This is a genomic window from Paenibacillus sp. MMO-177, assembly GCF_037147795.1.
Classification (GTDB): Bacteria; Bacillota; Bacilli; order Paenibacillales; family Paenibacillaceae; genus Pristimantibacillus.
Map to the genome: position 1 here is coordinate 21123 of NZ_JBBCUR010000018.1, position 25349 is coordinate 46471.

The 25349-nt window shown below is 52.0% G+C and carries 27 protein-coding genes, 1 tRNA gene and 1 riboswitch; of the genes, 14 read left to right on the top strand and 14 right to left on the bottom strand.

Annotated features, from left to right (window positions below; translation table 11 throughout):
- The first annotated feature begins 135 nt into the window (after positions 1 to 135).
- From cyoA to WFK81_RS29550, 5 genes are all read left to right on the top strand, one after another.
- On the top strand, positions 136 to 1089 hold the full coding sequence (gene cyoA / locus WFK81_RS29530; protein ID WP_336790860.1) for a ubiquinol oxidase subunit II: 954 nt from the start codon (positions 136 to 138) through the stop codon (positions 1087 to 1089).
- 21 nt (positions 1090 to 1110) lie between these two features.
- The gene (locus WFK81_RS29535; RefSeq protein WP_336790861.1) at positions 1111 to 3087 is read left to right on the top strand and encodes a cbb3-type cytochrome c oxidase subunit I; all 1977 of its coding nucleotides are present in this window, start codon (positions 1111 to 1113) and stop codon (positions 3085 to 3087) included.
- Positions 3088 to 3714, top strand: coding sequence for a cytochrome o ubiquinol oxidase subunit III (cyoC, locus tag WFK81_RS29540; RefSeq protein ID WP_336790862.1), 627 nt, complete (start codon positions 3088 to 3090; stop codon positions 3712 to 3714). It abuts the gene before it with no gap.
- 1 nt (position 3715) lies between these two features.
- Positions 3716 to 4048, top strand: a complete 333-nt coding sequence (gene cyoD, locus WFK81_RS29545) for a cytochrome o ubiquinol oxidase subunit IV (RefSeq protein WP_336790863.1) — start codon at positions 3716 to 3718, stop codon at positions 4046 to 4048.
- A 151-nt stretch (positions 4049 to 4199) separates the two neighbouring features.
- Positions 4200 to 4925: a peptidylprolyl isomerase gene (locus tag WFK81_RS29550; protein WP_336790864.1), complete on the top strand. Its 726-nt coding sequence runs from the start codon at positions 4200 to 4202 to the stop codon at positions 4923 to 4925.
- 50 nt (positions 4926 to 4975) lie between these two features.
- Here WFK81_RS29550 and WFK81_RS29555 read toward each other — a convergent pair whose 3' ends face one another.
- From WFK81_RS29555 to WFK81_RS29575, 5 genes are all read right to left on the bottom strand, one after another.
- A complete protein-coding gene (locus tag WFK81_RS29555; RefSeq protein WP_336790866.1) occupies positions 4976 to 5608 on the bottom strand; it encodes a hypothetical protein in 633 nt (210 codons plus the stop codon).
- Positions 5605 to 6753, bottom strand: a complete 1149-nt coding sequence (locus WFK81_RS29560) for a hypothetical protein (RefSeq protein WP_336790868.1) — start codon at positions 6751 to 6753, stop codon at positions 5605 to 5607. The genes WFK81_RS29555 and WFK81_RS29560 overlap by 4 nt, the downstream gene beginning before the upstream one ends.
- 26 nt (positions 6754 to 6779) lie before the next feature.
- Positions 6780 to 7337 (bottom strand): zf-HC2 domain-containing protein, encoded by a 558-nt coding sequence (locus WFK81_RS29565; RefSeq protein WP_336790870.1) that lies wholly within the window; start codon positions 7335 to 7337, stop codon positions 6780 to 6782.
- Positions 7334 to 7972, bottom strand: coding sequence for an RNA polymerase sigma factor (locus WFK81_RS29570; RefSeq protein ID WP_336790872.1), 639 nt, complete (start codon positions 7970 to 7972; stop codon positions 7334 to 7336). Before WFK81_RS29570 ends, WFK81_RS29565 begins: the two co-directional genes overlap by 4 nt.
- A gap of 61 nt (positions 7973 to 8033) precedes the next feature.
- A complete protein-coding gene (locus WFK81_RS29575; protein WP_336790874.1) occupies positions 8034 to 8555 on the bottom strand; it encodes a YwhD family protein in 522 nt (173 codons plus the stop codon).
- Positions 8556 to 8658: 103 nt separating this feature from the next.
- Between WFK81_RS29575 and WFK81_RS29580 the strand changes: the two genes are divergently transcribed.
- The 3 genes from WFK81_RS29580 (at position 8659) to WFK81_RS29590 (ending at position 12575) form a co-directional block, all read left to right on the top strand.
- Entirely contained in the window at positions 8659 to 10665 is a 2007-nt protein-coding gene (locus tag WFK81_RS29580) for a M1 family metallopeptidase (RefSeq protein WP_336790876.1), read from the top strand.
- Positions 10666 to 10816: 151 nt separating this feature from the next.
- On the top strand, positions 10817 to 11638 hold the full coding sequence (locus WFK81_RS29585; RefSeq protein ID WP_336790878.1) for a hypothetical protein: 822 nt from the start codon (positions 10817 to 10819) through the stop codon (positions 11636 to 11638).
- Positions 11639 to 11948: 310 nt separating this feature from the next.
- A riboswitch (cyclic di-AMP (ydaO/yuaA leader) is annotated at positions 11949 to 12105 on the top strand.
- A gap of 5 nt (positions 12106 to 12110) precedes the next feature.
- Positions 12111 to 12575 (top strand): C40 family peptidase, encoded by a 465-nt coding sequence (locus WFK81_RS29590; RefSeq protein ID WP_336790880.1) that lies wholly within the window; start codon positions 12111 to 12113, stop codon positions 12573 to 12575.
- Positions 12576 to 12689: 114 nt separating this feature from the next.
- Here the strand turns inward: WFK81_RS29590 and WFK81_RS29595 are convergent, their stop codons facing one another.
- Positions 12690 to 13907 carry an MFS transporter gene (locus tag WFK81_RS29595; RefSeq protein ID WP_336790881.1) on the bottom strand — a complete coding sequence of 406 codons (1218 nt, stop codon included), beginning with the start codon at positions 13905 to 13907 and terminating at the stop codon, positions 12690 to 12692.
- Positions 13908 to 14012: 105 nt separating this feature from the next.
- On the opposite strand from WFK81_RS29595, the gene WFK81_RS29600 reads away from it, so the two are divergent.
- Positions 14013 to 14531, top strand: a complete 519-nt coding sequence (locus WFK81_RS29600; RefSeq protein WP_336790883.1) for a GNAT family N-acetyltransferase — start codon at positions 14013 to 14015, stop codon at positions 14529 to 14531.
- 5 nt (positions 14532 to 14536) lie between these two features.
- On the opposite strand, the gene WFK81_RS29605 is transcribed toward WFK81_RS29600, so the two are convergent.
- Both WFK81_RS29605 and WFK81_RS29610 read right to left on the bottom strand, forming a co-directional pair.
- The gene (locus WFK81_RS29605; protein ID WP_336790885.1) at positions 14537 to 15775 is read right to left on the bottom strand and encodes an EAL domain-containing protein; all 1239 of its coding nucleotides are present in this window, start codon (positions 15773 to 15775) and stop codon (positions 14537 to 14539) included.
- A 24-nt stretch (positions 15776 to 15799) separates the two neighbouring features.
- Entirely contained in the window at positions 15800 to 16093 is a 294-nt protein-coding gene (locus tag WFK81_RS29610) for a hypothetical protein (protein ID WP_336790886.1), read from the bottom strand.
- A gap of 169 nt (positions 16094 to 16262) precedes the next feature.
- Between WFK81_RS29610 and motA the strand changes: the two genes are divergently transcribed.
- Both motA and motB read left to right on the top strand, forming a co-directional pair.
- Entirely contained in the window at positions 16263 to 17060 is a 798-nt protein-coding gene (gene motA / locus WFK81_RS29615) for a flagellar motor stator protein MotA (protein ID WP_132312498.1), read from the top strand.
- Positions 17047 to 17865 (top strand): flagellar motor protein MotB, encoded by an 819-nt coding sequence (gene motB / locus WFK81_RS29620; protein WP_336790888.1) that lies wholly within the window; start codon positions 17047 to 17049, stop codon positions 17863 to 17865. The genes motA and motB overlap by 14 nt, the downstream gene beginning before the upstream one ends.
- Positions 17866 to 17992: 127 nt before the next feature.
- Here motB and rluF read toward each other — a convergent pair whose 3' ends face one another.
- Genes rluF through WFK81_RS29635 form a run of 3 tightly spaced genes read right to left on the bottom strand, consistent with a single transcriptional unit; the run spans position 17993 to position 21339 of the window.
- Positions 17993 to 18694: a 23S rRNA pseudouridine(2604) synthase RluF gene (gene rluF / locus WFK81_RS29625; RefSeq protein ID WP_336790890.1), complete on the bottom strand. Its 702-nt coding sequence runs from the start codon at positions 18692 to 18694 to the stop codon at positions 17993 to 17995.
- 6 nt (positions 18695 to 18700) lie between these two features.
- Complete coding sequence (locus WFK81_RS29630) at positions 18701 to 19447, bottom strand: NAD-dependent epimerase/dehydratase family protein (protein ID WP_336790892.1); 747 nt, start codon at positions 19445 to 19447, stop codon at positions 18701 to 18703.
- A 17-nt stretch (positions 19448 to 19464) separates the two neighbouring features.
- The gene (locus WFK81_RS29635; protein ID WP_336790894.1) at positions 19465 to 21339 is read right to left on the bottom strand and encodes an ATP-binding protein; all 1875 of its coding nucleotides are present in this window, start codon (positions 21337 to 21339) and stop codon (positions 19465 to 19467) included.
- 213 nt (positions 21340 to 21552) lie between these two features.
- Here WFK81_RS29635 and tadA point away from each other — a divergent pair, with 213 nt between their 5' ends.
- The gene (gene tadA / locus WFK81_RS29640; protein WP_336776753.1) at positions 21553 to 22023 is read left to right on the top strand and encodes a tRNA adenosine(34) deaminase TadA; all 471 of its coding nucleotides are present in this window, start codon (positions 21553 to 21555) and stop codon (positions 22021 to 22023) included.
- A gap of 2 nt (positions 22024 to 22025) precedes the next feature.
- On the opposite strand, the gene WFK81_RS29645 is transcribed toward tadA, so the two are convergent.
- Entirely contained in the window at positions 22026 to 22217 is a 192-nt protein-coding gene (locus WFK81_RS29645) for an aspartyl-phosphate phosphatase Spo0E family protein (RefSeq protein WP_336790896.1), read from the bottom strand.
- A 283-nt stretch (positions 22218 to 22500) separates the two neighbouring features.
- Here WFK81_RS29645 and WFK81_RS29650 point away from each other — a divergent pair.
- Positions 22501 to 22578 (top strand) — tRNA-Arg (locus WFK81_RS29650).
- Between the two features lie 62 nt (positions 22579 to 22640).
- On the opposite strand, the gene WFK81_RS29655 is transcribed toward WFK81_RS29650, so the two are convergent.
- Both WFK81_RS29655 and WFK81_RS29660 read right to left on the bottom strand, forming a co-directional pair.
- Positions 22641 to 23294: a response regulator transcription factor gene (locus tag WFK81_RS29655; protein WP_336790898.1), complete on the bottom strand. Its 654-nt coding sequence runs from the start codon at positions 23292 to 23294 to the stop codon at positions 22641 to 22643.
- Positions 23291 to 24403 (bottom strand): sensor histidine kinase, encoded by a 1113-nt coding sequence (locus WFK81_RS29660; RefSeq protein ID WP_336790900.1) that lies wholly within the window; start codon positions 24401 to 24403, stop codon positions 23291 to 23293. The genes WFK81_RS29655 and WFK81_RS29660 overlap by 4 nt, the downstream gene beginning before the upstream one ends.
- Positions 24404 to 24553: 150 nt before the next feature.
- Between WFK81_RS29660 and WFK81_RS29665 the strand changes: the two genes are divergently transcribed.
- On the top strand, positions 24554 to 25252 hold the full coding sequence (locus WFK81_RS29665) for a hypothetical protein (protein ID WP_336790903.1): 699 nt from the start codon (positions 24554 to 24556) through the stop codon (positions 25250 to 25252).
- Positions 25253 to 25349: the final 97 nt, after the last annotated feature.

Sequence of the window (25349 nt, forward strand, 5' to 3'; positions counted from 1 at the left end):
CAGTTGTCAATATAGTGAACTTTCTTTTACAGAAAAAAGACGAATTGTTGTCGTAATTGTTAAGCCAGCAGTTATTTTGAGCGACTTCTGCTAATCTTAATGACAAGAAGCAATATTGAGGAGTTGAAACAAATCATGAGGAAGTACATTCGCTTTCTGGTTCCGTTGATGATTATGCTGATAGCCGTTATGCTGTCCGGCTGCAGCGACCAATACGTCGTCCTCGATCCTAAAGGGCCGATCGGCGAATCGCAAAAAGATCTCATCTGGATCACTGTCTGGCTGTGTGCGATCATTCTCGTTCCGGTCCTGATCCTGACTGCGATTATCGTGTGGCGTTACCGCGATAAGAAAGACAATAAAGCGGGCTACCAGCCTAACTGGGAGCACAGCACAAAGCTGGAGACCATTTGGTGGGCAATCCCTATCATCATTATCGCTATTCTGGCGACGGTGACGATCAAATACACGTATGATCTCGAACCAAGCAAACCGCTTGAGTCGGCTAAACAGCCTATTACAATCGAAGCAACATCGCTCGACTGGAAATGGCTTTTCACTTATCCGGACGAAGGCATTTCCACTGTTAACTATCTTCAAATTCCGGAGGACACGCCGATTCGCTTCCGCGTAACAGCGGACCAAGCGATGAACTCCTTCTGGATTCCGCAGCTCGGCGGCCAGATATACGCGATGAGCGGCATGGCAATGACTCTTTATCTGCAAGCTGACGAGGTTGGCGACTTCCTTGGCATGGGCGCAAACTTCACTGGCGAGCAATTCGCGAAAATGACGTTTAACGTTAAATCGACTTCCGATGCGGATTACCGCGCTTGGGTAGACAGCGTGAAGCAAACGGCGCCTGCTCTTACGGAGGAAGGCTTTAAAGAGTTGAAGCTGCCGGGTTCGTCCGAACAGCAGTCCTTCTCGGCATTCCCGAAAGGCCTGTTCGATCAAGTCGTTATGCAATACGTTGGACCAAACGGAGTTCCCGCTCCTAATTCCGGCAAGAAATCGGGACCTGTTCATGATGCAGAGGGCGGGCATGACACGCAGTCGCCTACCACTACTGATGAAGCTAAATCATAATGTAAGGAAAGGAGATGCACTATGTTTAAAGAATTCTGGGATTTCCTGATGAATGACTTTTTCATCACCGGCGATCCGCTTATCCTGGGTGCCCAGGTATCGATTGGTCTGTCCATGGTAGCGATCGTTATTGCTCTGACTTACTTTAAAAAATGGCGCTGGTTGTGGACCGAATGGCTGACAACCGTCGATCATAAAAAAATCGGTATTATGTACGTTATCGCAGCGCTTCTCATGCTGTTCCGCGGGGGCGTCGACGCCCTTTTAATCCGTACTCAGCTTGCAGTACCGCAATTAGAGTTCCTGCATGCAGGTCACTATAATGCGATCTTTACAACCCACGGCGTTATCATGATCCTGTTCATGGCGATGCCTCTCATGTTCGGTTTGTTCAATATCGTTGTGCCGCTCCAGATTGGCGCGCGCGACGTAGCATTCCCTTACCTGAACTCTCTCAGCTTCTGGCTCTTCTTCTTTGGCGCCATGCTGTTTAACGTATCGTTCGTTATCGGGGGTTCGCCTGATGCGGGCTGGCTGGCTTATCCGCCGCTGTCCGAGCTGTCCGGCAGTCCCGGTCTTGGCCAAGACTTCTATATTTGGGGTATTCAGATTTCCGGTATCGGTTCCCTTGCGTCCGGTATCAACTTCGTTGTCACCATTCTGAAGATGCGTGCGCCAGGCATGAAGCTCATGCAAATGCCGATGTTCACCTGGTCCGTATTGTCGTCTTCGATTACAATCATGTTCGCATTCCCGATTCTGACGGTTACGCTGTTCCTTCTGTTCATCGACCGTTACTTGGGCGCTCACTTCTTCACGCTTGACGGCGGGGGCAACCCGATGATGTACGTCAACTTGATATGGATGTGGGGTCACCCGGAAGTATATATCGTTATTTTGCCGGCCTTCGGGGTATTCTCGGATGTCGTATCGACCTTCTCGAAGAAAAAACTGTTCGGCTACAAGTCCATGGTATTCGCTCTTATGTCGATCAGCTTCTTCTCGTTCTTTACTTGGCTTCACCACTTCTTCACCATGGGCTCCGGCGCCGACGTCAATGCGTTCTTCGCGGTTACGACGATGCTCATTGCCATACCGACCGGTGTAAAAGTGTTCAACTGGCTGTTTACGATGTTCCGAGGAAGGATCACCTTCAGCCAGCCAATGCTCTGGACCATTGCCTTTATACCGTGTTTCGTTGTCGGTGGCATGACGGGGGTTATGCTCTCGGTTGCGCCTGCTGACTTCCAGTTCCATAACAGTTACTTCCTGATTGCGCACTTCCACCAAGTGCTCATCGGCGGCGTTGTATTTGGTTACTTCGCGGGCCTGTACTACTGGTGGCCAAAAATGTTCGGCTTCAAGCTGCATGACGGCCTTGGCAAATGGGCATTCTGGCTGTGGAACATCGGCTTCTATGTCTGCTTCATGCCGCAATACGCGCTTGGTCTGATGGGTATGACACGCCGTTTCAACGAATACAACTTCGACCTTGGCTGGCAGCCGCTTAACATCGTTTCGACGGTGGGTGCCTTCATTATGGGTCTCGGCTTTATTTTCCAAGTGTGGCAGATTGCGCACAGCATCAAGTTCCTGAAGAAAGAAAAATCGGGAGACGCATGGGGCGAAGGCCGTACGCTCGAATGGTCGATTCCATCGCCGGCTCCTATGTACAACTTCGCGCATCTTCCTGAGGTTTCGAGCTCGGATGAATGGTGGGAAGAGAAACAGCGCCGTGCGAAAGGTATTCAGCCTAAAGCGCCTGGTCCGCTGGAACCAATTCATATGCCGAAAAACTCGGGTATTCCGTTCATTATGTCTGTGTTCTTCTTCATCGCCGGCTTTGGCTTTGTATGGCACTGGACTTGGATGATCGTTCCTGGCCTGATCGGCGTTGCTTGCTGCCTGTTCGCCCGTTCCTTCGATTACGACCCGGATTATTACATTCCGGTTGACGAGATTGAACGTACGGAAGCAGCATTAAAGGGGGTACGGTAAATGGCACACACAGTGACGCCTCATGGCGGCCATGGTCATAACGATCACGGCCACCATGATGATCATCACGATCATGAATCGATTAAGGTTCTTGGCTTCTGGATGTTTCTTATAACCGACGTTATCTTGTTCGGTACGCTGTTCGCGACGTTCTCCGTCCTGCACAACAGCACAAACGGCGGTCCTACGCCGCATGAGATGTTCGAAATGCCTGGCGTAATCGCCGAAACGTTTATCTTGTTAACATCTAGCTTCACCAGCGGTATCGCTGTTCTTCAAATGCACAAGGGCAACAAAAAAGGCCTGATCGGCTGGCTGATCGTTACGGCCCTTCTCGGCGCATCGTTTATTTTCCTTGAAGTATCCGAGTTTCTTAAAATGGTCGACGAAGGCGTTACGATCGGTACAAGTGGCTACTGGTCCGCATTCTTCACCCTGGTAGGAACTCACGGACTTCACGTTTCGGTTGGTCTTTGCTGGATGGTTGGCCTGATGATTCAGATCGGCAAACACGGTATCAATTCGGTTACCAAACGCAAAGTTACCATTGTAAGCTTGTACTGGCACTTTCTTGACGTTGTGTGGATCTTCGTCCTCACGGTCGTTTACTTGATGGGGGTGATGTAGGATGACCAACCATAACACGCATGGACACGGACATGACGAGCATGAATCCCATGGCTCGATGAAATCCTATGTCATCGGTTTTGTTATCTCCATTGTGCTTACGATTCTGCCGCTTGTTGTCGTATTGAACGATATGATGGACAAAACGCCAACTTTGATCTTTATTCTGATCATGGCGGTATTGCAGTTCGTCGTTCAGCTCTTCTTCTTCATGCATCTTCGCGAAGAGAAGAAGCCGCGCTACAACGTCATGGCGCTCATCTTCGGTCTTGTCATCCTGGTCACGATCATTGCAGGCTCGATCTGGATTATGGCTTACAACACCGTAGGTTAAAAAGCAAGAAGCCCGGGTCTTCTCCTTCGAGAAGCGCCCGGGCTTTTTTTTCATAACAAGTGATGGCTCTGCCATTTTCACTTGTTCCAACCGCTATGGTATATTAGGTATAGAACGATAGGACAACATCCTCAGAGGAGGCATTCTTACGATGTTTAAACGCAATATGCTTCTGCCGGTGCTTGCACTGCTTACGGCAGCGCTGCTGCTCGTCATTGCCGGCTGCGGCGGCGGCAGCAAGACCAGCTCCAACCATAACGGCGCAAGCGGCTCCGGATCCGCTAACGCAACCGCAACTCCGGAAGCAACCGAGCCGCCTCAGCCGGACAAGCTGCTTGGCTCCGACAAGCACCCGGTTGTAACGGTCGAGATGGATACCGGAAAGACCTTCAAGGTTGAGCTGTACCCGGAGATTGCTCCAAACACCGTCAACAACTTCGTATCGCTTGTGAAAAAAGGCTTCTATGACGGCACGATCTTCCACCGCGTCATTCCCGGCTTTATGATTCAGGGCGGCGATCCTGAAGGCTCGGGCATGGGCGGCCCCGGCTACTCCATTAAAGGCGAATTCATGAGCAACGGCTTCCAGAACGATCTGTTGCATACGCGCGGCGTAATCTCCATGGCGCGCTCCGGCGATCCGGATTCCGCCGGTTCCCAGTTCTTCGTTATGGTTGCCGATGCCCCATCGCTCGACGGCGATTACGCGGCATTTGGCAAGGTGGTTGAAGGCATGGATACCGTTGACGAAATCGTTAATCAGGAAACCGAGAAGACGGGCGAAGGCTCCCGTCCGGTTAAACCGATGGCGATCAAGAAAGCGACGGTCGATACGAAAGGCATGACTTTTGCCGAGCCTGAAAAGGTGAATAAGTGAGAAAAGGCAGTTCCTCGCTAGTTGCGAGGAACTGCCTTTTTCAAATGGTATTAAAAGCCCCGCTTCTCTACCTCTATCTCTTGCGGCAGCACAAGCGTCAGCTCCTGATTGATGTTCTCCGAACCAATGGAGCCGTCTTTATGCTCGAAGCTATTAATAAGAACGTACATCGTGCTGCCTACGGTGCTTGTTGCCACCATCTTCTCCGGCTGCTTAAGAGGCTTGGGCGACCAGTACTGCACCTGCCCGAGAAGCTGCACGGCGCGGACCTCTCCTTGGTCGACCTGGATAGGACGAAGCGACTGCACAACAATCTTCTTGATGCCTTCCGGCACCTTTACCGGGTCCGATTGGACGATAGCCGTACGCTCCGTCATTTGCAGCTGGTCCCGCACCTCGCCGAGCAGACCCGTCGAAGTAAAAGACGCCATGAGAAGGCTGCCCGCCCCGATAACCGCCACATAGAACATACTCATCCAGTCGTAGCGCATAACCGGCCGTTCCTTCCCCGACAGCTTGAGGTGAATGAGGAGCTCCGCACCAAGCAGGATAAAAACGACGGGCGCCACCCACAGCAGCGTATTCAGCGCATCTGTGCCGCTCCAGATCGATATGGCAATGGAAACGCCGATCAGGAGCAGCGTTATGCCCATAGACAGCGAACCTACCCGCCATTCCCTCATCGGTCCCCCTCCTCTTCCCTCATTATCTCCGCGGGATGAGGCGGAAGAGGCGCTGGCGCCGAATAAGTTTTTCTGCTGCCGTTGCCAAATACTAACCGGAAGCCGAGTGCAATCATCAGGAAAGCAACGATGGCGGTCGGCAGATTATATTTCAGCTTTACGTACTCCGCATAAATTCCCGGCCAAGTCTGCGAGATATAGCCGCCCATTACCCGGTCGCCCAGATAATAAATGCCAAGCAGCAAGAGGCCGATCCCGATCCACTTCTGATAAGGGGCAAGCTGGGCAACAACCGCCTGATCATGTAATTCTCCGCGTTCATAACGCGACATTTGCTGCATGGAGTCGAAAAAGGCATAGAACCAGAGCAGCGGCATCAGGAACAAGAAAATCGACAGCCGCAGCGAATCCATCAAATAGATGGCGATAAGGAATCCGCCCATCAGCTGAAGGCCCCGCTTCTGCAGGCCAAGATACAGATGTCCCGCTCCCGGGAAGAGCGACAGGATCGCGGCGAGCACTTTATTTTTCCGGCCCGTCCCCATATGATTCTCGATCTCCTCGAACAGCGGACGGTCGTTAAGCTCCTCTCCGCGCTGTTTCCGGTGAAGCTGCTGAATCGCATCGAAGATGCTATAAATCCAGATCACCGGCAGCCCTAGCAGAAATACCAGAAAAGCGGCCGTATTCGTCACGACTCCGATAAAAACCACAACCGCGAACAGTCCAAGGAAAGCAACCAGGAACGTGATGCCGCGCTGCATAAGACCAAGCGACATATGGCCAAGACCCGGTATAAGGGACAGCATGACGGTGCTTGTCTTCTCCCGCTGCTGCTCGTACGCCGTGTAGCCCGGATCAAACGGGATATCTCCCCGCTCGCTGTAAGGCGCCACAGGCGCCTTTGGAGACAACAGCGTCACGACCATATCGATCATATTAATTAGCCAGCTGAGAGCGGCTGTGAAGAGGAAGAAGAGACCGATCCTCCCTCCTTCCCCGGATTGTACAGCGAAAAACAAAAGCATTAAGGAGCCAAAGAACCCTCCTCCATACAGCAGGCAGCGAAACGGACGCCCCAAGTAGGCATGCCCGACGCCCGGAATAAAGGACAGCAATAAAGCGACTACCGGATTTTTCGACATTTCGTCTTTCCTCTCCTCCATCAATCTTATTTGAAACGGTCTTTCTCAAGCTTATCGAACCAGGTGGAAGTACGCGTGACCATCCGGTCGGACCACGTTGGCCCTTGCGGCGGTTGTTCGGCGTCCTTCTCAATCGTTTGCCCCGTAGCGGCGGAATGGGAATCCATCTCCCCCAGCTTGGCCGAGATTCCGCTAAACGTTCCTGTGCCAAGCAGCAGCAGCGTAATGGCCGCCGCGGCAGTAAAGTGAACAACGGGACGCTGCAGGAACGACTGGCGGCGGGCAGGCTCCGCCCGCATAACCGGGTTCTTTCTTGCCGACTCGGCGAGCAGAACATCGATAACCCGCTTCCCCAGCTTTTTCATATCCGGAATGGCTTCCCTTGCCTTTGCCGGTCCATCAGATGCCGGATCCGATTCGCCAGCCTCGGATGCCTCTATCGCGGTCATAAAAAGCACCATACACGGCTCGCATGCCGCGATATGCAGCTCAATCTCCTCCCGTTTACGTTCAGCCAGTTCATCATGGATATAAGCGGTCAGTTCTGCTGCCGTCACATGTTCCTTCCACTCTTGCTCATTCATTCGAAGTCCTCCTTCCGCCAATGCCGCTTGATCCAGTTACGTGCCCGGTAGAGCCTCGACTCTACGCTTTTTTTCTCGAGTCCGGTCTGAACCGCGATCTCCTCGTACGATTTGTTCTCCATATAATAAGCGGTCACGACTTCACGGTAATTGTCCGGCAGCTGCTGCACCTGCTCGCGTACCTGCCGCTGCTCTTCGCGGTCTATAACCGCCGCCTCAACGGCGAGCCCGCGGTCTGCCATCATTCCTTCCGCCTCAAGTCCCGTCAAGCTGTCGACCAGCTCTTCGGGCTTGCGCATCCGGCTTCTCTTCCAATCAATCGCCTTATTGACGGCAATGCGGGTAATCCACGTCTTGAAGCCGTCCATTCGGAACTCCGGGAGGGAGCGATAGATTTGCAGCAGCGCTTCCTGCGTCACGTCCTCCGCATCATGCGGCGAACGGATAACAGCAAACACGGTTCGATAGATATAAGGCCCATATTCGTCTACAAAAGTCTGAAACGCCGCAGGACCGCCGTTCTTGATGGCTGTGATCCATTGTTCGTCTTGTATCTCGCTCTCCTCCCTTCCCGCTATAATAGACGACAGCTTAACTCCCAACCCCTGCACATCTTTAAAAAAATAATTCTTCAAGAAAAAAACCGGGGATCGAGCGGCCATCCGCCTTACGATCCCCGGTTATTAAATGCCTTGATTACGCCAAAGCTTCCTTAAGCTCTTCAGGCGAATTATTCCACCATTCCTCATTATGCTCGATCAGAAGCTTGCGGTAAGCCGCTTTCTCTTCCGCGTCCAGCTCTTCAAGCTTATACTTGCGCTTAATCGCGGCATCCAGCTTGTTCACGTGATCGGCGAGAATTTTCCAGCCGCGGCGCGCTTCGGTATCGATCCACATCTCGCAGGCCGTAGCCCCCGCATAATACGAACCTGTCTCGCCCCGTTCAACGGCTGTCCATACGATCCAGCATTTGCGGCCGTTCGGGCAGTCTTCTTTATTCGGACTGAACTTGATGCCCCGCTCAACCTTGCTTTTCGCATGCATCGCTCCGTCATCGATATAAGCCGAGCCATTATCGATAATGACGCAGGATACTGCACTTAAATCTATCGTTCCGGCTCCAAAGCCTTTATGTTGTTTGTTGCTCACTACGTTAAGAGAGAGGGACTTCTTCTCTTTTTTTTCCGGCTCTGCCGGCTGTCCTTGCTGTTCCGTCATAGCTCTTCCACCTTCCCCGTACAATAATTCCATTTTAGCTAATAATCCGCGAAAAGCAAACATATACATGCTGTAGATGCTTGTCACGGGAGGGAATTGTATCATGTCTCCACGCTACGTCAAACGAATGCTGCTGTTTACGCTTACCGCCGTCCTGCTCGGCCTCTCCATCCAGCAGGGCTTCGGCCGCGCTTGGCAATCCCAATATACCTACGCTCTAGCCCCTGCCGCCAAAGCAGCGACCGATTCTGCGCCAAAATCGGCCAAGCCGCCCGCCTCGTCCCAACCGGACAATGTGGCTCCGAAACCGCAGCCGCTTAGCAAGCGGATCGCCGAGTATCATATCAATGTCTCGCTTCGCGATGATATCCGGTATCTAGACGGCAAGCAAACCGTCACTTGGACGAATCCAGGCAAGAAGACGGTGTCCGAGCTGTACTTCCATCTTTATCCGAATGCCTTCATGTCGGACAAAACCACGTTTATGAAGGAATCCGGCGGCAAGCTGCGTTCGGATAAAGCAACCGAAGCAAGTCAGGGCTACATGAAGCTGCTTACGCTGGAGACGACGGAAGGGGAAAGCCTGCTTCCGCGGCTGCATTATGTTCAGCCCGATGACAACAATCCGAATGACTTTACGCTGGCCAAGCTTAAGCTGCCCGAACCGGTTGCCCCAGGCAAATCGGTCACCCTCGAGATGGGCTTTGAAGTAAAGCTGCCCGAAGTATTCGCGCGCATGGGCTACTCCGGCAATTATGTCATGGCGGGCCAATGGTTCCCTAAGCTGGCCGTGTACGAGACAGCGGGAACAAGAGGCCGCACGACGGAAGGCTGGAACACGCATCAATACCATGGCAACTCGGAGTTCTACAGCGACTTCGGCATTTATTCCGTCCGCATTCAAGTGCCGGAATCCTATACCGTTGCAGCGACGGGCTTTCAGACGAAGGCCGTTGAGAAAAAGGACAACCGGGCGATCTATCAGTTCTACGCCGATGACGTGCATGACTTCGCTTGGGCTGCGTCCCCGGACTTTATCTATTATGAAGACACGTTATCCGGCCCGGGCATTCCGGGCGTCCGTATCAAGCTGTATCTGGATCCTGCCCATGAGGATCTGAAGGACCGGTATATGCATGCCGCCAAATCCGCCCTCTCCAAATACGGGCAATGGTATGGCGAGTACCCTTATTCGACCTTATCGGTTGTTGTGCCTCCTAAGGGAGCTAACGGGTCCGGAGGAATGGAGTATCCGACGCTCGTCACCTCCTTCGCCGCCGAGACGGATAATCCGGGCTACAGTCTCGAGAGAACCGTCGTGCATGAGGTCGGGCATCAATACTGGTATGGCATGGTGGCCTCGAATGAGTTCGAGGAGGCCTGGCTCGACGAAGGCTTTACCTCCTACGCGGAAGATAAAGTCATGGCAAGCGAATATGGCATCGAAGCTAACCTGCCGCTGGAATCGAGCTATATGACGGATCCCGCTCCGCTGAAGCAGCCATCTTGGGCTTATCCAAGCAACAACGTCTATGCCGAAAATGTGTACATGCGGGCGAAGCTCGTGCTGATCGGCATCGAGAAACAGGTCGGCGAGAAAATGATGCAGAAGATTATGCGCACCTACTTCCAGAAATATAAGTTCAAGCATCCGACCAGCACCGACTTCCAGCGCGTTGTCGAACAGGTGACCAAGCAGAAGTGGACCAATTACTTCGACCAATACGTCTATGGCAATCAGATGGCCGACATATCCGTGGAGTCCATTAACGTCCATCCGGTGGAGCAGGATGGAAAGCAGATGTATGAATCGGTTGTCCTTCTTCAGCGCAACGGCGGGTATAACGGTCCGATTCCGGTTGTCCTGAAATTCAAGGACGGCACCATTGTTCCGAAGTCTTGGGATCCGACGGAGTCTCACGTTCAATACAAAATTGTCCACAGCTCTCCGCTCCAATGGGTGGCTGTCGATCCTCAGCATACAAACGTGCTGGACAATAAGCATATCAACGACTATATGAAGGCTGACCTATCTGAGGTTACGCGTACCCGTTGGAGTCTGGGTATCTCTAACGTCATTCAGGGTCTGCTCGGAATATTAGGCTGGTGAGAAAACCTCTATCGAAGAATTTCGAAGATGAGCGACCGCGTCTAGAGGTAGGTTTTATCGCCAATAAGAATTTGTTCTTCCGGCTTTCTCGAAACTTATAACTTCTTATGTGGTAGCTAAGAATTGCTTCGCAATTTTAGGAGGATAAGCCATGAAAAATCATATGAGGCAAGGCTGGCGGCTCGCGATCAAGCACTTTTATATCGTTATCCTGCTATTCCTGTACCAGCTGCTGTGGGGATTTTTCCTGTACCGCTTTATCGATTCCGTTGTAGCGCCGCTGCTGCGGCGGTTTCCGGATCAATCCCCTTCCAAGGCAGCCGTCCAGCTGTTTATGAGCGAAGCGCAGTTTCAAATTATGAAGACGGATGTGCTGACTCCGTACCTGTGGCTGCTTGGCGGCTTATTCGCGGCAAGAATGCTGCTCTCGCCTTTATTTAACTCAGGTCTGCTCTACTCCCTGCAGCATGCGACCGATGCAGGAGGAACGCAGTTTCTGCAAGGCATCCGCCGGGCATGGAAGCCGGTTACCCTTCTCTACTGGATCGAGACCCTTCTTACTCTTGCTCCCGCATGGTGGCTGGCGCCAAAGGGTCTTGAAGCGCTGCTTCACAGCCGCTCGATCGGAGCCTTGCTGCAAAAGACCCTTCCCGCGGCGGGAGGCTGGCTGTTATGGGGCATCCTGCTCCATCTGCTGTTCCTCGCCATGCAGCTTGGAGCAACCAGCGGGAAGGCCGGGGGTATCTTCCAGTCCCTGGGCACAGCTGTTAAGCATCTTCTTCCTTTTGCCGGATTATCGCTTCTCATGTGGGCGATCGGCTCGGGAATCGGATTGTTTGTCAGTAGCTTGTCCCTTGTCTGGGCCGGCTTTATCGCCCTCCTTGTCCACCAAAGCTATCATCTTGTCCGAACCCTGATGAAAGTATGGACTCTAGCCTCCCAATACGACATTTTAAGATCAAAGGAAGTTTAAAATTTTCTCATAATTATAGAAGCAGCCCGCCCTGCGACCTAGTCGCGGCGCGGGTTTTTCGCGTTTTTTCGGGCTCGCTTGTCCGTCATTCTCCAAATAAATCAACATATCGGCTAGCAAAACCACATAGTAAAGAGTTAGTAAATCTTTATAGTGCTTCTCTGCTAGTCTGCGCGCCCTACATGAAGACTATTAACCGCAGGATACAAGCTTTTCCGCTTTGATTAGTCAAAAGGTTGCATGAGAATTATTAGAATTTGCCACTTTGGGGAGGAGATAAACGAAAATTACCGAATAGTTACCAAGTACATAAAACAAACTGCCTAATTCCTTGTACTGGAAACGGGGGAACCACCTTTGGGTGAATTGACTTCGACGTCCGAAAGATTGTATCGGCGCCCGAGAAGTCATAGGGATCCTTCAACCGAACCCCACAGCTAACCTCGTCGGCATTGGAAGGAGCTTTACCGTTTTGAAAAAGGTTACAGCACTACTTCTTGGACTTGCGTTAATGCTGGCTTTTCAGGCCGGAAGCGTTTTCGCAGACTCCAAAATGGACGGCATTGTCAGCGATTTGATTGGCACGCCGTACGTTGCAGGTGGAGCATCCACGAAAGGATTCGACTGCTCCGGATTTACTTCTTACGTTTTCGACAAAATGGGCATCGATCTTCCTCGCACTTCCACTTCGCAATCTGAAACAGGTAAGAAGATCGCAAAAAGCGATCTAGTGGCCGGAGATCTCGTGTTCTTCAACACGAACGGTCGTGGTGTATCTCATGTCGGCATTTATGTAGGAGACGGCAAGTTTGCTCATGCATCGTCCAGCAAGGGCGTTACGATAAGCAACCTTAGTGACTCTTATTATGTCAACCGGTATGTGACCGCTCGACGTGTCATGGACCCTAGCACTTTTGATAAATATGCCGACGAATAGAATCCGGCAGCCGCTTCCATCGGGGCGGATTGACAGGATTCCTGCAATAAAGCCGCATGCAGCTTGTCCCACCGGACAAACCGCATGCGGCTTTATTCTTTCCTGCTATTCTAGTCAGGCAGCCGACGTCTGCTGCTTCCGGCCGAGTGCCAGCATCGCAAGCAATACGACAAACATCGCAATGAGAAAAACGCCAAGAATCCAGACCGTTCGGTCCGCGCCATAGCTGTCCATCATCCATCCCGTCAATTTCGGGAAGATCGCCCCGCCCACTCCTCCGCAAGCGACAAGCAGGCTGGTTGTCCGCTCCGTCATGCCCGGAATGAGCCCGTTCGCGAATACAAGAGCAATCCCGAATACGCCGGAGAAGAACAAACCGCTTAGTCCGACAAGAACCATCATTCCGCTTAACTGCCCAATGGCCCCCATCGCGAGAATAACGACGCAGGCTCCGGCAATCGCAACAAACAGATAGCGGATGTATCCGACGCGATCCGCGATCCGTCCGGCGAACAGACGCCCGAGGATCATCGTGCCCCAGAACAGGCTTAGCGAGGAAGGGGCATTCGCTTCCGTCATGCCGGAGCGTTCGATCATAATCGAAGGCAAATAATTGGAGAAGCTCATTTCCACGCCAACGTAAATGACGAAAAATAAAGCCGACAGAAGCAGGAACGGAATCGAAGCTCTCTTATAGCCGAACCATCCTTTTGGACGCGGTTCGTCCGCTTCCCTCTCCGCCGCCGACTTCTTGCCTCTGGCATGAAAACCAATCTTGTCATCGATTGGCCCGAACGATATCGTCATCCATAATATAAAGGTAATGCCGGCAAGCGCCGATAAAATCGGGAAGGATAATTGCCAAACCCCATACCTGATCAATAGGCTAGCCATCGTTGGCATCAGGAAGGCCCCGATTCCAAAGAACGTCTCCAGCTTGGTCATCGCATTGGCCTTGCCGTTCTCTTCCGCCAGATCAATGACCATGGCTCCGATAACCGATTCGGTCATGCCAAAGCCAAAGCCGGCGAACAAGGCGATAAACAGCATCAGCCCCCAGGAATGGGGAGTCAGGCTGTAAGCCGCTTCGCCAAGCGTCAGAAGACCAAGCGAGAGAAGCACTCCCCCTCTTTTGCCCAGCTTGGACGTAATAAACGGGGATAGCAATACGCCCACCAAAAAACCAAAAAACTGATTCATCATCCATTGCCCGCCGTCGCCATAAGACAAACCGTATTTATCGAGCATCTGCTCCATTACCGACCCGCCCACAACATGAGCTAATCCAATTACGAGATAAGACAAACAGCCAAGCGCTATTAATTTCCGCATCGTAAAAGTTCTCCTTCGTTGTCCTTCGCCAAATCCTCATGAAGTCGATTACCGAAATGTTATAATGGAAAGAAACTTATAGAATCTTATAATGAGGGTAGATCTATGACTAATTTCGCTAATGAGGTACATTATAAACCATCTCTGGAGGACATGACTATCCAGCCGCTGGAAATTAAGCATGCCCGGCAAATCTGCGAATGGCAATATGAACCGCCATACGATCTTTACCGCTGGCCGGCGTGGGATGCGATGCAAAAGGACGAGATCGAATTCGGCGATCCCGTCCTGCGGCGCATGCAATATGCGGCTGTCGTGAATCGCGATCGGGAGTTGATCGGCTTTGCCCAATTCTTTCCTCTTGTTGGCGTTACCCGCCTCGGTCTCGGCCTGCATCCCGCTTTATGCGGCAGAGGCAGCGGCCCCGACTTTATGCGGCTGCTGGTCCTTGAAGCCCTTCGCCGGGCACCGCAGAACAGCATCGATCTGGAGGTGCTGACCTGGAACACGCGGGCCATTCGCGCTTATGAACGGGCCGGCTTTGCGATTGACGATACGTATGTACGGCCAACCCCGGAAGGGCCTGCGGAGTTCCATTGTATGGTGTACCACTCCACTTGTTAATATCCCTATAACCGGTAATAATCGGGCTCGGGATCTTTCATATCAACGAACAATATAATGCCGGGTTTCACCATTACCGATACCGTCCGGATCCACGCTCTAGAATCCAGGTCGGTATAGGCCCGGGATACCATGGAGCGGCGGCTCTCGTTCAATTCAACGACATTCGGAACAAAATACGGGCGCCAGCTCCAGTTGGCTCCGCAGTATTCGTCCTCCCGCCGCCAGCTTCCGTCTTCCCTTCTCGAATAATTGGAGGAAATCTGAATGCCGTCTTCACGGCAAAGGTAGACGCGAACGCTGTTGTTCTCCAATTCCTGCAGCAGCCGGACGATCCATTCATTATCCTCTTCCTCCAGCTCCTCCAGATGACCAATCCTGTCGATTTTGCCGGACAACCTGTCCGACAAATAGCGCCAGTAGTTCTCCGAATAGAGCTGAAGCTGCCGGTGCGCTTCCAATTCTTTTTCCAATAAATCCGAAAAACGGGACGATTCTTCGAAATCCGGCTCGGCCTTCGCGAACAGAAAGCCCTGTACGTACCGGACTCCGGCCTGGATCGCTCGCGCCAAATCCTGCTTAGTCTCCACGCCTTCGGCAAGCAGCGAAGCCCCAAGCTGGTCCGCCAGCGCGGAGAGGGAACGGAGCGTGCCCAGATAGCCGTCATGGCTCGCGCTCCGTTTCAGCATATGAATATCGATTTTCAGAATGTTGGGCTGAATCAAGGCAATCCGGTCCATGCCGCTAAAGCCGCTGCCCACATCGTCAATCGCAATCAAGCAGCCCTTAGAGCGGTACATATCGATAATTTCCCGCAGCTCCTCGATCTCGCCGTTAAAGCTTTCTTCCGTAATCTCTATAACGACTCTGCGGGGATCAATCTGATATTTGTCCAGCAGAGATAAGGTATACATCTCCCCGGACTGCACGCCCCGGTGCATCCAGTTCGGCTTCAAATTAATAAACAGCATCGGAGGCTGAGGGGTTGCGCCTATTTTCCGAAAAGCTTGTTCGCGCAAAATCCGGTCAACCGCGATATGGTCCTGGACCGGTACGGAGGAATCGCAGAAAAAAGGCCCGAGACTGCGGACCGCATCGTCCTTGCACGCCCTTCCAAGCACCTCATAGCCAACCACTTTTCTCGTATCAAGCGCGATGATCGGCTGATAGAAGGCAGACAGCTGCTCGCCATCCAGCAGCAGCGTCTGCGGTAACGTCGTATTTGATAAGCAGTCGTTCGTCACGCTCACGCTCTCCCTTTGTTGCCTTTATGTCAACCGAATCATACGGGTCACGTTATCCCCCTGCGATACTTCAATGACATGATGCTTCGGATGATACGTAATCGCTCCTTTGCCAACCGCGATTACCGGTTGTTCGCCAAGCCCGAAGAATACATCGTCGGCAAGCGCCTCCATGACTTCATGCCGGTCGTCCGCCCCAAGCGCCACCCACTCTTCCTCTTCCATCTCAAAAAACGTATAGCTGCCTTCCACTTCGCTTACCGCTTCCGTCAGTTCTTTCAATATATCTGCATACTCTCTTGCATGTCTAACGCCCACTATAGGTCAACCACCTTTACCATAATTATCTTCTATACTCATTTTACCGCATTTTTACGAAAATTAACGCTCTCTCTCTTAAATCATTTCTGAAAGTCTAATTTCCGTACGATAACTTGTCGATATAAGTACTAGAGATTTGTCGAAAACGTACTGGACGGGGTGCATGATGAAAAATTCTACAATTATCGGTATTATATTAGGACTCGTAGCGGTACTGGTCGGTATGACGCTGAAGGGTGCCGCTCTTAGCAATCTGTTAAATCCCGCCGCTTATATGATTATCGTCCTCGGGACCATCGCTTCGGTTATGATCGCCTTCCCGATGTCGGAGCTTTCCAAGGTCGGCAAGCTGTTCAAGATTGCATTCAAGGAACAACCGCTGATGCCGCGCGAGCAGCTGATCGAGAGCTTTATGGAATGGGCTTCGATTACCCGCCGCGAAGGCCTTCTTGCCCTGGAAGCCAAGGTCGAGGATATCGAAGATACTTTCCTCCGCAACGGCATGCGCATGATTATTGACGGGAATGACCAGGATTTTGTCCGCGATGTCCTTCTTGAAGATATCTCCGCAACGGAAGACCGCCATAAAGCAGGTGCCCTGATCTTCACGCAGGCCGGTACTTATGCTCCAACGCTTGGCGTACTTGGTGCCGTAGTCGGTCTGATCGGCGCACTTGGCCATATGGACGACATGGAGACCCTTGCCCACTCCATTGCCGGCGCTTTTATCGCAACGCTGCTCGGTATCTTTACCGGTTACGTGCTATGGCACCCGCTTGCGAACAAACTGAAGCGCTTATCCAAGAAAGAAGTACAGCTTCGCCTAATGATGGTTGAAGGCCTGCTATCGATTCAATCCGGCGTATCCACGATCGCGATTAACCAGAAGCTGTCTGTATTCCTCACCCCAACGGAACGGGCTGCTATGAGGGAGAAGGAGGCTGGCGCAGGTGAAAAAGCGTAAGCACGACGATCACGATGAACATATTGACGAATCATGGCTTATCCCCTATGCCGATCTGCTGACGCTGCTTCTCGCGCTGTTTATCGTATTGTATGCGGCGAGCTCCACGGATGCCAGAAAGTTCGAACGGATGAGCGAGGCGTTCAGCGCGGCCTTCAATTCCGGAGCCGGTATTCTTGACAATCCGTCGGTTATCAAGTCGGGCGAGCAGCCCCAGCAGAAAATCGAGGATGAGAAGAAGACCAGCAAGGACCAGCGCGAGGATCCGGAATCCAATCTTCAAGAGCTGATCAAAAAGGAACAAGAAGATTTGGAAAAGCTGAAGAAGCAGCTCGACCAGTATATTAAGAAGAACGGCTTGTCCTCGGAGCTTGAGACAAAGCTTAATCAATCCCAGCTAATGATCACCATTAGCGACAATGCTCTGTTCGCTTCCGGCAGCGACGCGCTCAAGACGGAATCGAAGGAACTCGCAGCCAATATCTCCAAGATGCTGGAGCCTTATACCGGCTATGAGATTGTCGTATCCGGCCATACGGACGATCAGCCGATCCGGACGCAGAATTTCAAATCCAACTGGGATCTAAGCTCTTCAAGGGCGATCCGGTTTATGGATGTCCTTCTGCAAAATAACAAGCTCATGCCGGAACGGTTCAGCGCCATCGGCTACGGCGAATACCGTCCGGTAGCTTCCAATGATACAACGGCCGGACGGGCGAAGAACCGCCGGGTTGAAGTATCGATCATTCGTAAATATGTCGATTCGAGCAAGGTGCAGCAAATTCCTGCAACGCCAAAGCAGTAAAGTTCATCGCAAACGGCTGCACCGTCCTTGGGACGGGCAGCTTCCGTTCGCGGATAATAAAAGGGCTATCTCATTCGTCATGACATGACGGCGAGATAGCCCTTTTTTAAATGGATTTGATCGATGCCTACGACGGGCGGTAATTCAAAGAGCCGAACAGCTCCGCTTTTTCCGCTTCCGTCAAGTCCCGCCATTTGCCCGTCGGCAATTGCCCGAGATGAATATTCATAATGCGGATGCGCTGCAGCTTCCTCACATGATAACCAAATGCCTCGCACATTCGGCGGATCTGACGGTTCTTCCCTTCGGTCAGAACGATCCGGAAGACACGTTCCGCTACTCTGGTCACCTGGCATGGCAGCGTCATGCTGCCCAGAATACGAACCCCGCTCGACATTCCTTTGACAAACTCCGCCGTTATCGGACGGTCAACCGTAACGATATACTCCTTCTCGTGCTTGCCTTCCGAGCGGAGAATCGGGTTAACCACGTCACCGTCATTCGTGAGAAGTATCAGCCCTTCGGAATCCTTGTCCAACCGGCCGATAGGAAAGATCCGCTCTTTATGGCCGACAAAATCGACAATATTGCCGCGGATATGCAGCTCCGTCGTGCTTGTAATGCCCACCGGCTTGTTCAGCGCGATATAAACATGATGCTTCTGCTCGCCGATCCGTTTTCCGTCTATTCGTACATCATCGCCAAGCTCCGCTTGGCTGCCGAGCTCGGCCTTTACACCGTTAATCGTGACGCGTCCGCCGTCGACCAGCTTATCCGCCTCACGCCGCGAGCAATACCCCGTCTCGCTTATAAACTTATTAATACGCACAAAAGTTCACCCCGTAGTCTGTGCTGCCATTTCCGCTATGCGATCGGAGGAATACGTGTGGACGACTGGACGACCTTCTGCCTGCCCTTCCACGGCTTGCTCCGTTATGGCTTGCTTCGCTGCTATCCGCATCGCTTTGGCAACGGCTTCGCCTGCGATTGGACGGTATGGCCGAAGCGAGCCCACCATTCCCCATTGTACTGCCTTCGACACGGCCGCGCCAATCGTTTCTCCAAGGCGGAATGACTGGCGCGGGCCAAGCAGCAGCGACGGCCTGAAGATCCGGACGGATTCCAGCGGAATTAAGGCCAGCTGCTCTTCAAGCTCGCCTTTTACCCGATTGTAGAAAAAAGCAGAGGAAGATGACGCTCCCATTGCCGTTATGACCAGAAAATGACGCGCTCCCGTATGTTGTCCCCATTCTGCCAAGGCAAGCGGATAGTCATAGTCCACCTTGCGGAACTCTTCCTGGGATCCCGCCGTCTTTATCGTAGTCCCCAGCGTACAGTACACGAGATCAACCGCCACATCATCCAGCGCTTCCCACATCCGGTCGAAATCCGCTATAATGACGTGCAGCTTGGACCTCGCTTCCTGCTCCATCTCTATACGGCCGATCGGCCGCCTGGCTAATACCGTAATGGAATGACAGGCCGGATCGTTCAGAAGCTGCTCAAGCAGCGCCGATCCGACAAGTCCCGTAGCTCCCGCAATCAAGCAGCTGTAAGTACTGTTACCTGCAATGTTGTCCATTGACGGATTACTCCTCCTCAGCCGACATTTGCGCTTGGTTTATCCAATCCTTCACCTAGTATAACGTTCGCGTTCCCTTCTTTCAAAGCAGGGAGCGTAATGATAATCGTTGTCCCGACGTTCACCTGGCTCTTGATCTCCATTAGCCCCTGATGGCTGTGGATAATCCGCTGGCTGATCATCATGCCAAGCCCCGTGCCGCTTTCCTTGCCGGTAAAGAACGGGTTGCCGATCTTCGGGATCATCTCCTCCGGTATTCCGATTCCTTCATCCGTAATGGAAATCGTAATCTGATCGTTTTTCGCGGCAATATGGGTATGTATTCTTCCTCCCGACGGCATCGCTTCGATCCCGTTCTTGAGCAGATTAATGAAAACCTGCTTCAGCTGATTTTCTTCACAGGATACAAGGCATGGCGCTTCGGTAAAAGAGGTCGTAAAGGTTACGTTATGCAGATGCCCTTCGCTGTCGATCAGCGAGAGTACGTTGCCGAACACTTCCCTGACGTCTTTGGTCGCGAATCTTGTCGCTTGCGGCTTTGCCAGGATCAGAAACTCTCCGACAATCAAATTGATCCGGTCAAGCTCCGAGAGCATCAGTCCGGTATGCTCCAGGTTCATCTTTCCGGTATGCTGCTGAAGCTGCAGGAAGCCCCGCAGCGTAGTAAGCGGGTTGCGGATCTCATGCGCTACCCCGGCTGCCAGCTGCCCCACCGTCGTAAGCTTCTCAGAACGGCGCAGAAGCTCCTCCATCCGGTTGCGGCTTCTCATATCGCGGGTGATGCTGGCGTAAGCCTGAATGACGCCCTCCGTGTCCCTTATAGGCGATATGGTGACGCTGACGGGAATGATCTCGCCGCTTTTGGTCATCCGGATCGTCTCCTGAGCGGGCAGTACCTTTCCCTCCTGCAGAGAATTGATGATGAGGCGCATTTCTCCCCTGTGCGTGTCGGGTACCAGCTCGATTTCCGCTCCGAACACCTCCTCCGAGGTGTAACCAAACAGCTGCTCGAAGGCTTTGTTCACTTGAATGAATTTCCCCTGTAAATCCACGACATGGATTGCATCGCTTGTATGATCGATGAAAGACTGCAAATATTCCTTCATCTGCCTGTTATCCTCAAACGCCTGACGGAGCTTCTCCATATAAATGCTCAGGTTCTGGGACATCGCATTAATCTTCAAGGCAAGCAGGCCGAACTCATCCTTGCCTTTAACTTTAATGGCCGTCTGGAAGCGGCCGAGCGATACTTCATTTACCTTCCACAAAATCGCGTTCAGCGGCCTCAGCATAAAACCGGCAAGCAGGTAGCTGCTAATAAGCACGAACAGCAGGATCATGCCGGCATACGTAATCGCATCCATCCGCTTCATGCTCATAAACTGGTTATATTCCTCGCAGTCGTACACCATGCCAATCACGTAGGGTGCAAGGCTTGCATCGCTGTAATAGCTTTTGATATACTCCTTGCCGTTCAAATTCACCTCGCGAGTCTGGAAGCCCATTTCGGCAGCCTGCGCGGCGTAAGCCATATCTGTGGCTTCGTCCCGGAAGGTATACGTGCCCAACAATACCTTATCATCAGTCAAAATTCCGGTAGAATCCGGACGGAACACGGTTACCTCCTCCAGATCGGGGTAAAGCTTTTTTAATAAGCTCTGCATTTCGTTGGGCTCAAACTCCGGGTCGTCTCTTAAAGAAGCTGCGGCCGAGGCCCAGCCAGGATGCTGGTCAAAAGATTCCGAAAGCTTGACGGAAGCCTGCTTCATCACTTCCCCCATATCCTGATTCATATTGCGAAGCGCGGCATATTGGTCCAAAATAACGATAAGGATAAACATCGCCAGAACAATCATAAATATGTAGATGGAGAATTTGGCTTTAAAAGACACTGGCTATGCACATCCTTTAAATCGGGCATCAGTTATCCACAAGTTATTGACATTATCAACAACTAATCCACATGCCCATAGAATAGTTTGTGTGTAGTTTTGTGGACATTACGATAGTTATCCACAATTTTATCCACTACATGTTAACAACAGAATATCTGTTCGATGAATAAATGCGAATATGTTCGATTTTATCGTAAGTTGGAGGGTAATATGATTCGAGAACAAGAAGATCAGGCCTGGATGCAGCTCGCCATTGAGGAAGCCAAAAAAGCCGAGCAAATAGGCGAAGTACCGATCGGTGCCATCCTTGTGAAAAACGGGGAAGTTGTCGGAAGGGGTTATAATTTGCGAGAGACTAACCATGATCCGACTGCGCATGCCGAAATGGTCGCTATTCGGGAAGCTTGTGAGCGGCTTGGTGCTTGGCGGCTCTTGGACTGTACGCTGTACGTCACGCTTGAGCCTTGTCCAATGTGCGCAGGCGCCATAGTCCAGTCCAGGGTGAAACGGGTCGTATACGGAACGGGCGATCCTAAAGCAGGCTGTGCAGGCACGTTAATGAACTTGCTCCAGGAACCCCGTTTCAATCATGAAACAGAATTAACTAGCGGCATCCTTCAACCGGAATGCGCCGAACTGTTGACGAATTTCTTCAGAAACCTAAGAAACAAGCGGAAGTAATCTTACTCGCTTCTGCGCATGGAAGCACAGGCAACTTCGTTACGTTGGATATGTTGCAGGGCAACAATCAATTGATCAGCCTCTTCGCTGATCGCAAGGACATCGGGGTCGGTCAAGCTACCGCGTGCCTCCGCTACTTCATGAAGCTTCAGCCGCAGCGATTGCAATTGTATAAGCAGATCTGTTTTGTCCATAATCGCTTTGGGGCACGCTCCTTATATTCATTGATGTAGGTATAAAATTATTATACGCTTTCTTCATTTTACTGTTTGTAAAAACCTGTCGACAAGAAAACACAATTTTCAGGCATGATTCGACACAAAATGGACCAACAGTACTAAATTACCATCTTTTGTGGGAGTCGTCTAGATGTTTCATGCTCGTTCATATATTTGTTGATAAGAAATCTTACATATTAGAGATGAAACAGGGACGTTGCAAGTTCCAAGCCACCCGTGCTAAAATAAACCATACTGCGCGCCCGTAGCTCAGCAGGATAGAGCGACAGTTTCCTAAACTGTGCGTCGCGGGTTCGAATCCCGCCGTGGCGCGCCAACCTTAAAGATTAAAGAACCGCATATGCGGTTCTTTTTGTTTTTGCAGGTATATGCGGGCGCTCAAACAAGTGCTCGTTCGCGAGCGACCCGTACCGCTTCGGCTCGATGCCGGACGCCTAGTTTCGCGTATATCTCCGAGACGTAGTTTTTGACAGTGCCCTCGGCCAGGTGCAAGCCCGCGGCGATTTCCTTGTTCGTCGCACCTTCGCACAGCTTGCACAAAATCGCGAGTTCTCGGGAAGTCAGAGCATCGGTTTTTCCCGTCTGAAACGGGATGGACAGCCGCATTCGGAACTGGATTTCCGGGGCATATTTGCGCCAATCAGCAGTCCAGCGCGCGGGGTCCCAATCGCCGCGAACGAGCCGCCGTATCGCTCCGACCAATAGATCGGGAGGAACTTCCTTGAGCAAGCATAACCCGGCTCCCGCATCGATTGCGTCCATCAGCCACTCTTCGTGCTGAAAAGTCGTCAGCACGATAACTAGCGCAAGAGACTGTCTCGCGCGAATGCGCCGTATCGCTGACGAGCCGTCCAGCTCAGGCATTCGGAGATCCATGAGGACGACATCCGCCGGGTCTTGCTCCATCAGAGCGACGGCTTCGAACCCGTTCGAGGCCGTCCAAACCACTTTCAGATCCGCTTCCAACCCCATGACAATCGCCAGACTCTCCCGGATTAACGCTTGATCCTCCGCAATTCCGATCCGTATCATTCCGCCAACTCCTCCATTTCCGTGCGATAAGGGAACCGAAGGGAAACGGTCGTTCCCCGTTCGCGTCCCGCTTCAATGGCGAAACTTCCTCCGCAAGCTTGCGCCTGCTTTCTCATCGTCTTGATTCCCATCCCGGCTGCGGCTCCCGAAGTCGCACCATTGTCTGCGCCCAAGCCTTCGCCATCGTCTTGAACGATAACGAGAATGCCTTCGTGCCCGGCCTCTACTCGAACGGCGATCGTTGCCGCTTGGCCATGACGCGAAGCATTCGTCATGGATTCAATAACCGTCCGCGCGATCGTCTCCGCAACTTCCGTGGCGTGATTCCAACGATGCCAAGGGATCGACGAAACGCTCAACTCAATCGGAATGCCCGTGATTTCGCCGAACCGTCGTGTAGACCGCTCCATGAATCGCATCCAGTCTCCCGGCGTCTGCAAGCCGTCGTTCCATCGCCCCACGGCCGTTCTCATCTCTTCAAGTCCTTCAAGCGATGCTTTCCGGGCTTTATCAATGAATTGCAGCCTTTGCTCGCCCTCAACTCTCTTGGCGACATCCAAGGCGCGGGTAATGGCCGCCCAATATTGGCCAGTCCTGTCGTGCAGCTGTCTGGCTATTCTGACTCGTTCTTCGTCTTGCGCGTGAAGCTCCCTTTCGAATGAGGATACCGCTAGCAAGCGATGAGCCTTCTCCCTCTGCCTCAGCAAAGCCCCCACGACAAAAGCGTAACCTCCAGCGGCAGGAAGCATGAAGAGCAGAACGGTCGGGCTGGAAGGTATATAAGAGTGACAAATCCCAACCCCGGCCATCTCCGCAAGCAAGAGCAGGACATTATCTCGCCATTTCAAATGAATGCACGAACGGGCCAACGGCGAAAGCAGCGCGAACAATACGACGCCGTTGTGGACAACGAATGCCAGCGCAAACGCAAGAGCCGCCTCCACTGCGATTCCCTGACGCATGATGTTCACGGTTGCATCCGGCTTTTTCCAGTGGTCCCCAATGCACCACAAAGAGATAATCGCGCTTACGGCACTCTCCCATTTGCTCCAATGTTCGGCATGCATATAAACGAAGGTACATATAAACCCATATCCTATCAATCTCATTACGATAAAAACCGCTCGCAACAGACTTCCCCCTCGCCAGATGACGAAATTATGACCGCGGTCAATGTTCGGATGACCACTTGGTATTTTATCCTAAACGTATCATATTGAGGGGGAAAATCCATTTAAATTTTTTATGGGGGCGATAGGATGTTAGGTGGACATTATTCCGTTAGTTATATGGCGAAAAAGGTTGATCCAACGATCAAGCTATGGCATTTGTTTTTGGCGGCACAATGGCTTGATCTCGTATGGAGTCCGCTTATCCTGCTCGACATCGAAAAAGCGGATACGAAGCACCCTTTGCCGGCAAGTCCGATTCACCTGACTTATATGCCTTACTCGCACGGGCTCGTTGCCGCGCTGTTATGGTCGGTTTTTGCGTTATTCGCATACCGTCTGACCACACGCCAGAGTTATGCCTCCGGAGCACTCGTGGCAACGACCGTATTTTCGCATTGGGTGCTCGATCTGATCGTTCACAATCACGATTTGCCGCTGCTCGGCAACCGGTTTAAAGTCGGCTTTGGCGTCTACCATAGCATCTTCTGGAGCTTCGCCATCGAGGCGACGCTATTGCTGATCGGTCTGGTGCTGTATATGAGATCGTCTTGGCCGGTCGGCAGCTTCGGAAGTCGTTACGGAATGCCGCTCGTTATTGCCGCGCTGCTGCTGTTCAACGCAAATTCCATTTGGGGGCCATCCCCGCCGAACGAGAAATTCGTGGCGGTCTTTAATCTCGTCTATTACATCGGATTCGCTGTCATTATCGCCAGAGTGGAACGGGGCAGAATTCCGTATAAACGCGGGGCTTTCCCTCATGAGCGAGTAACAGACGCGAATATGTAGATCCATATCATTCTCGATTATATGTGGTAAAACTTGGACATAATCAATAAAGTTGGCATACTATGCAGCAAAATGACCGCAATGAAGAGGAGAAATC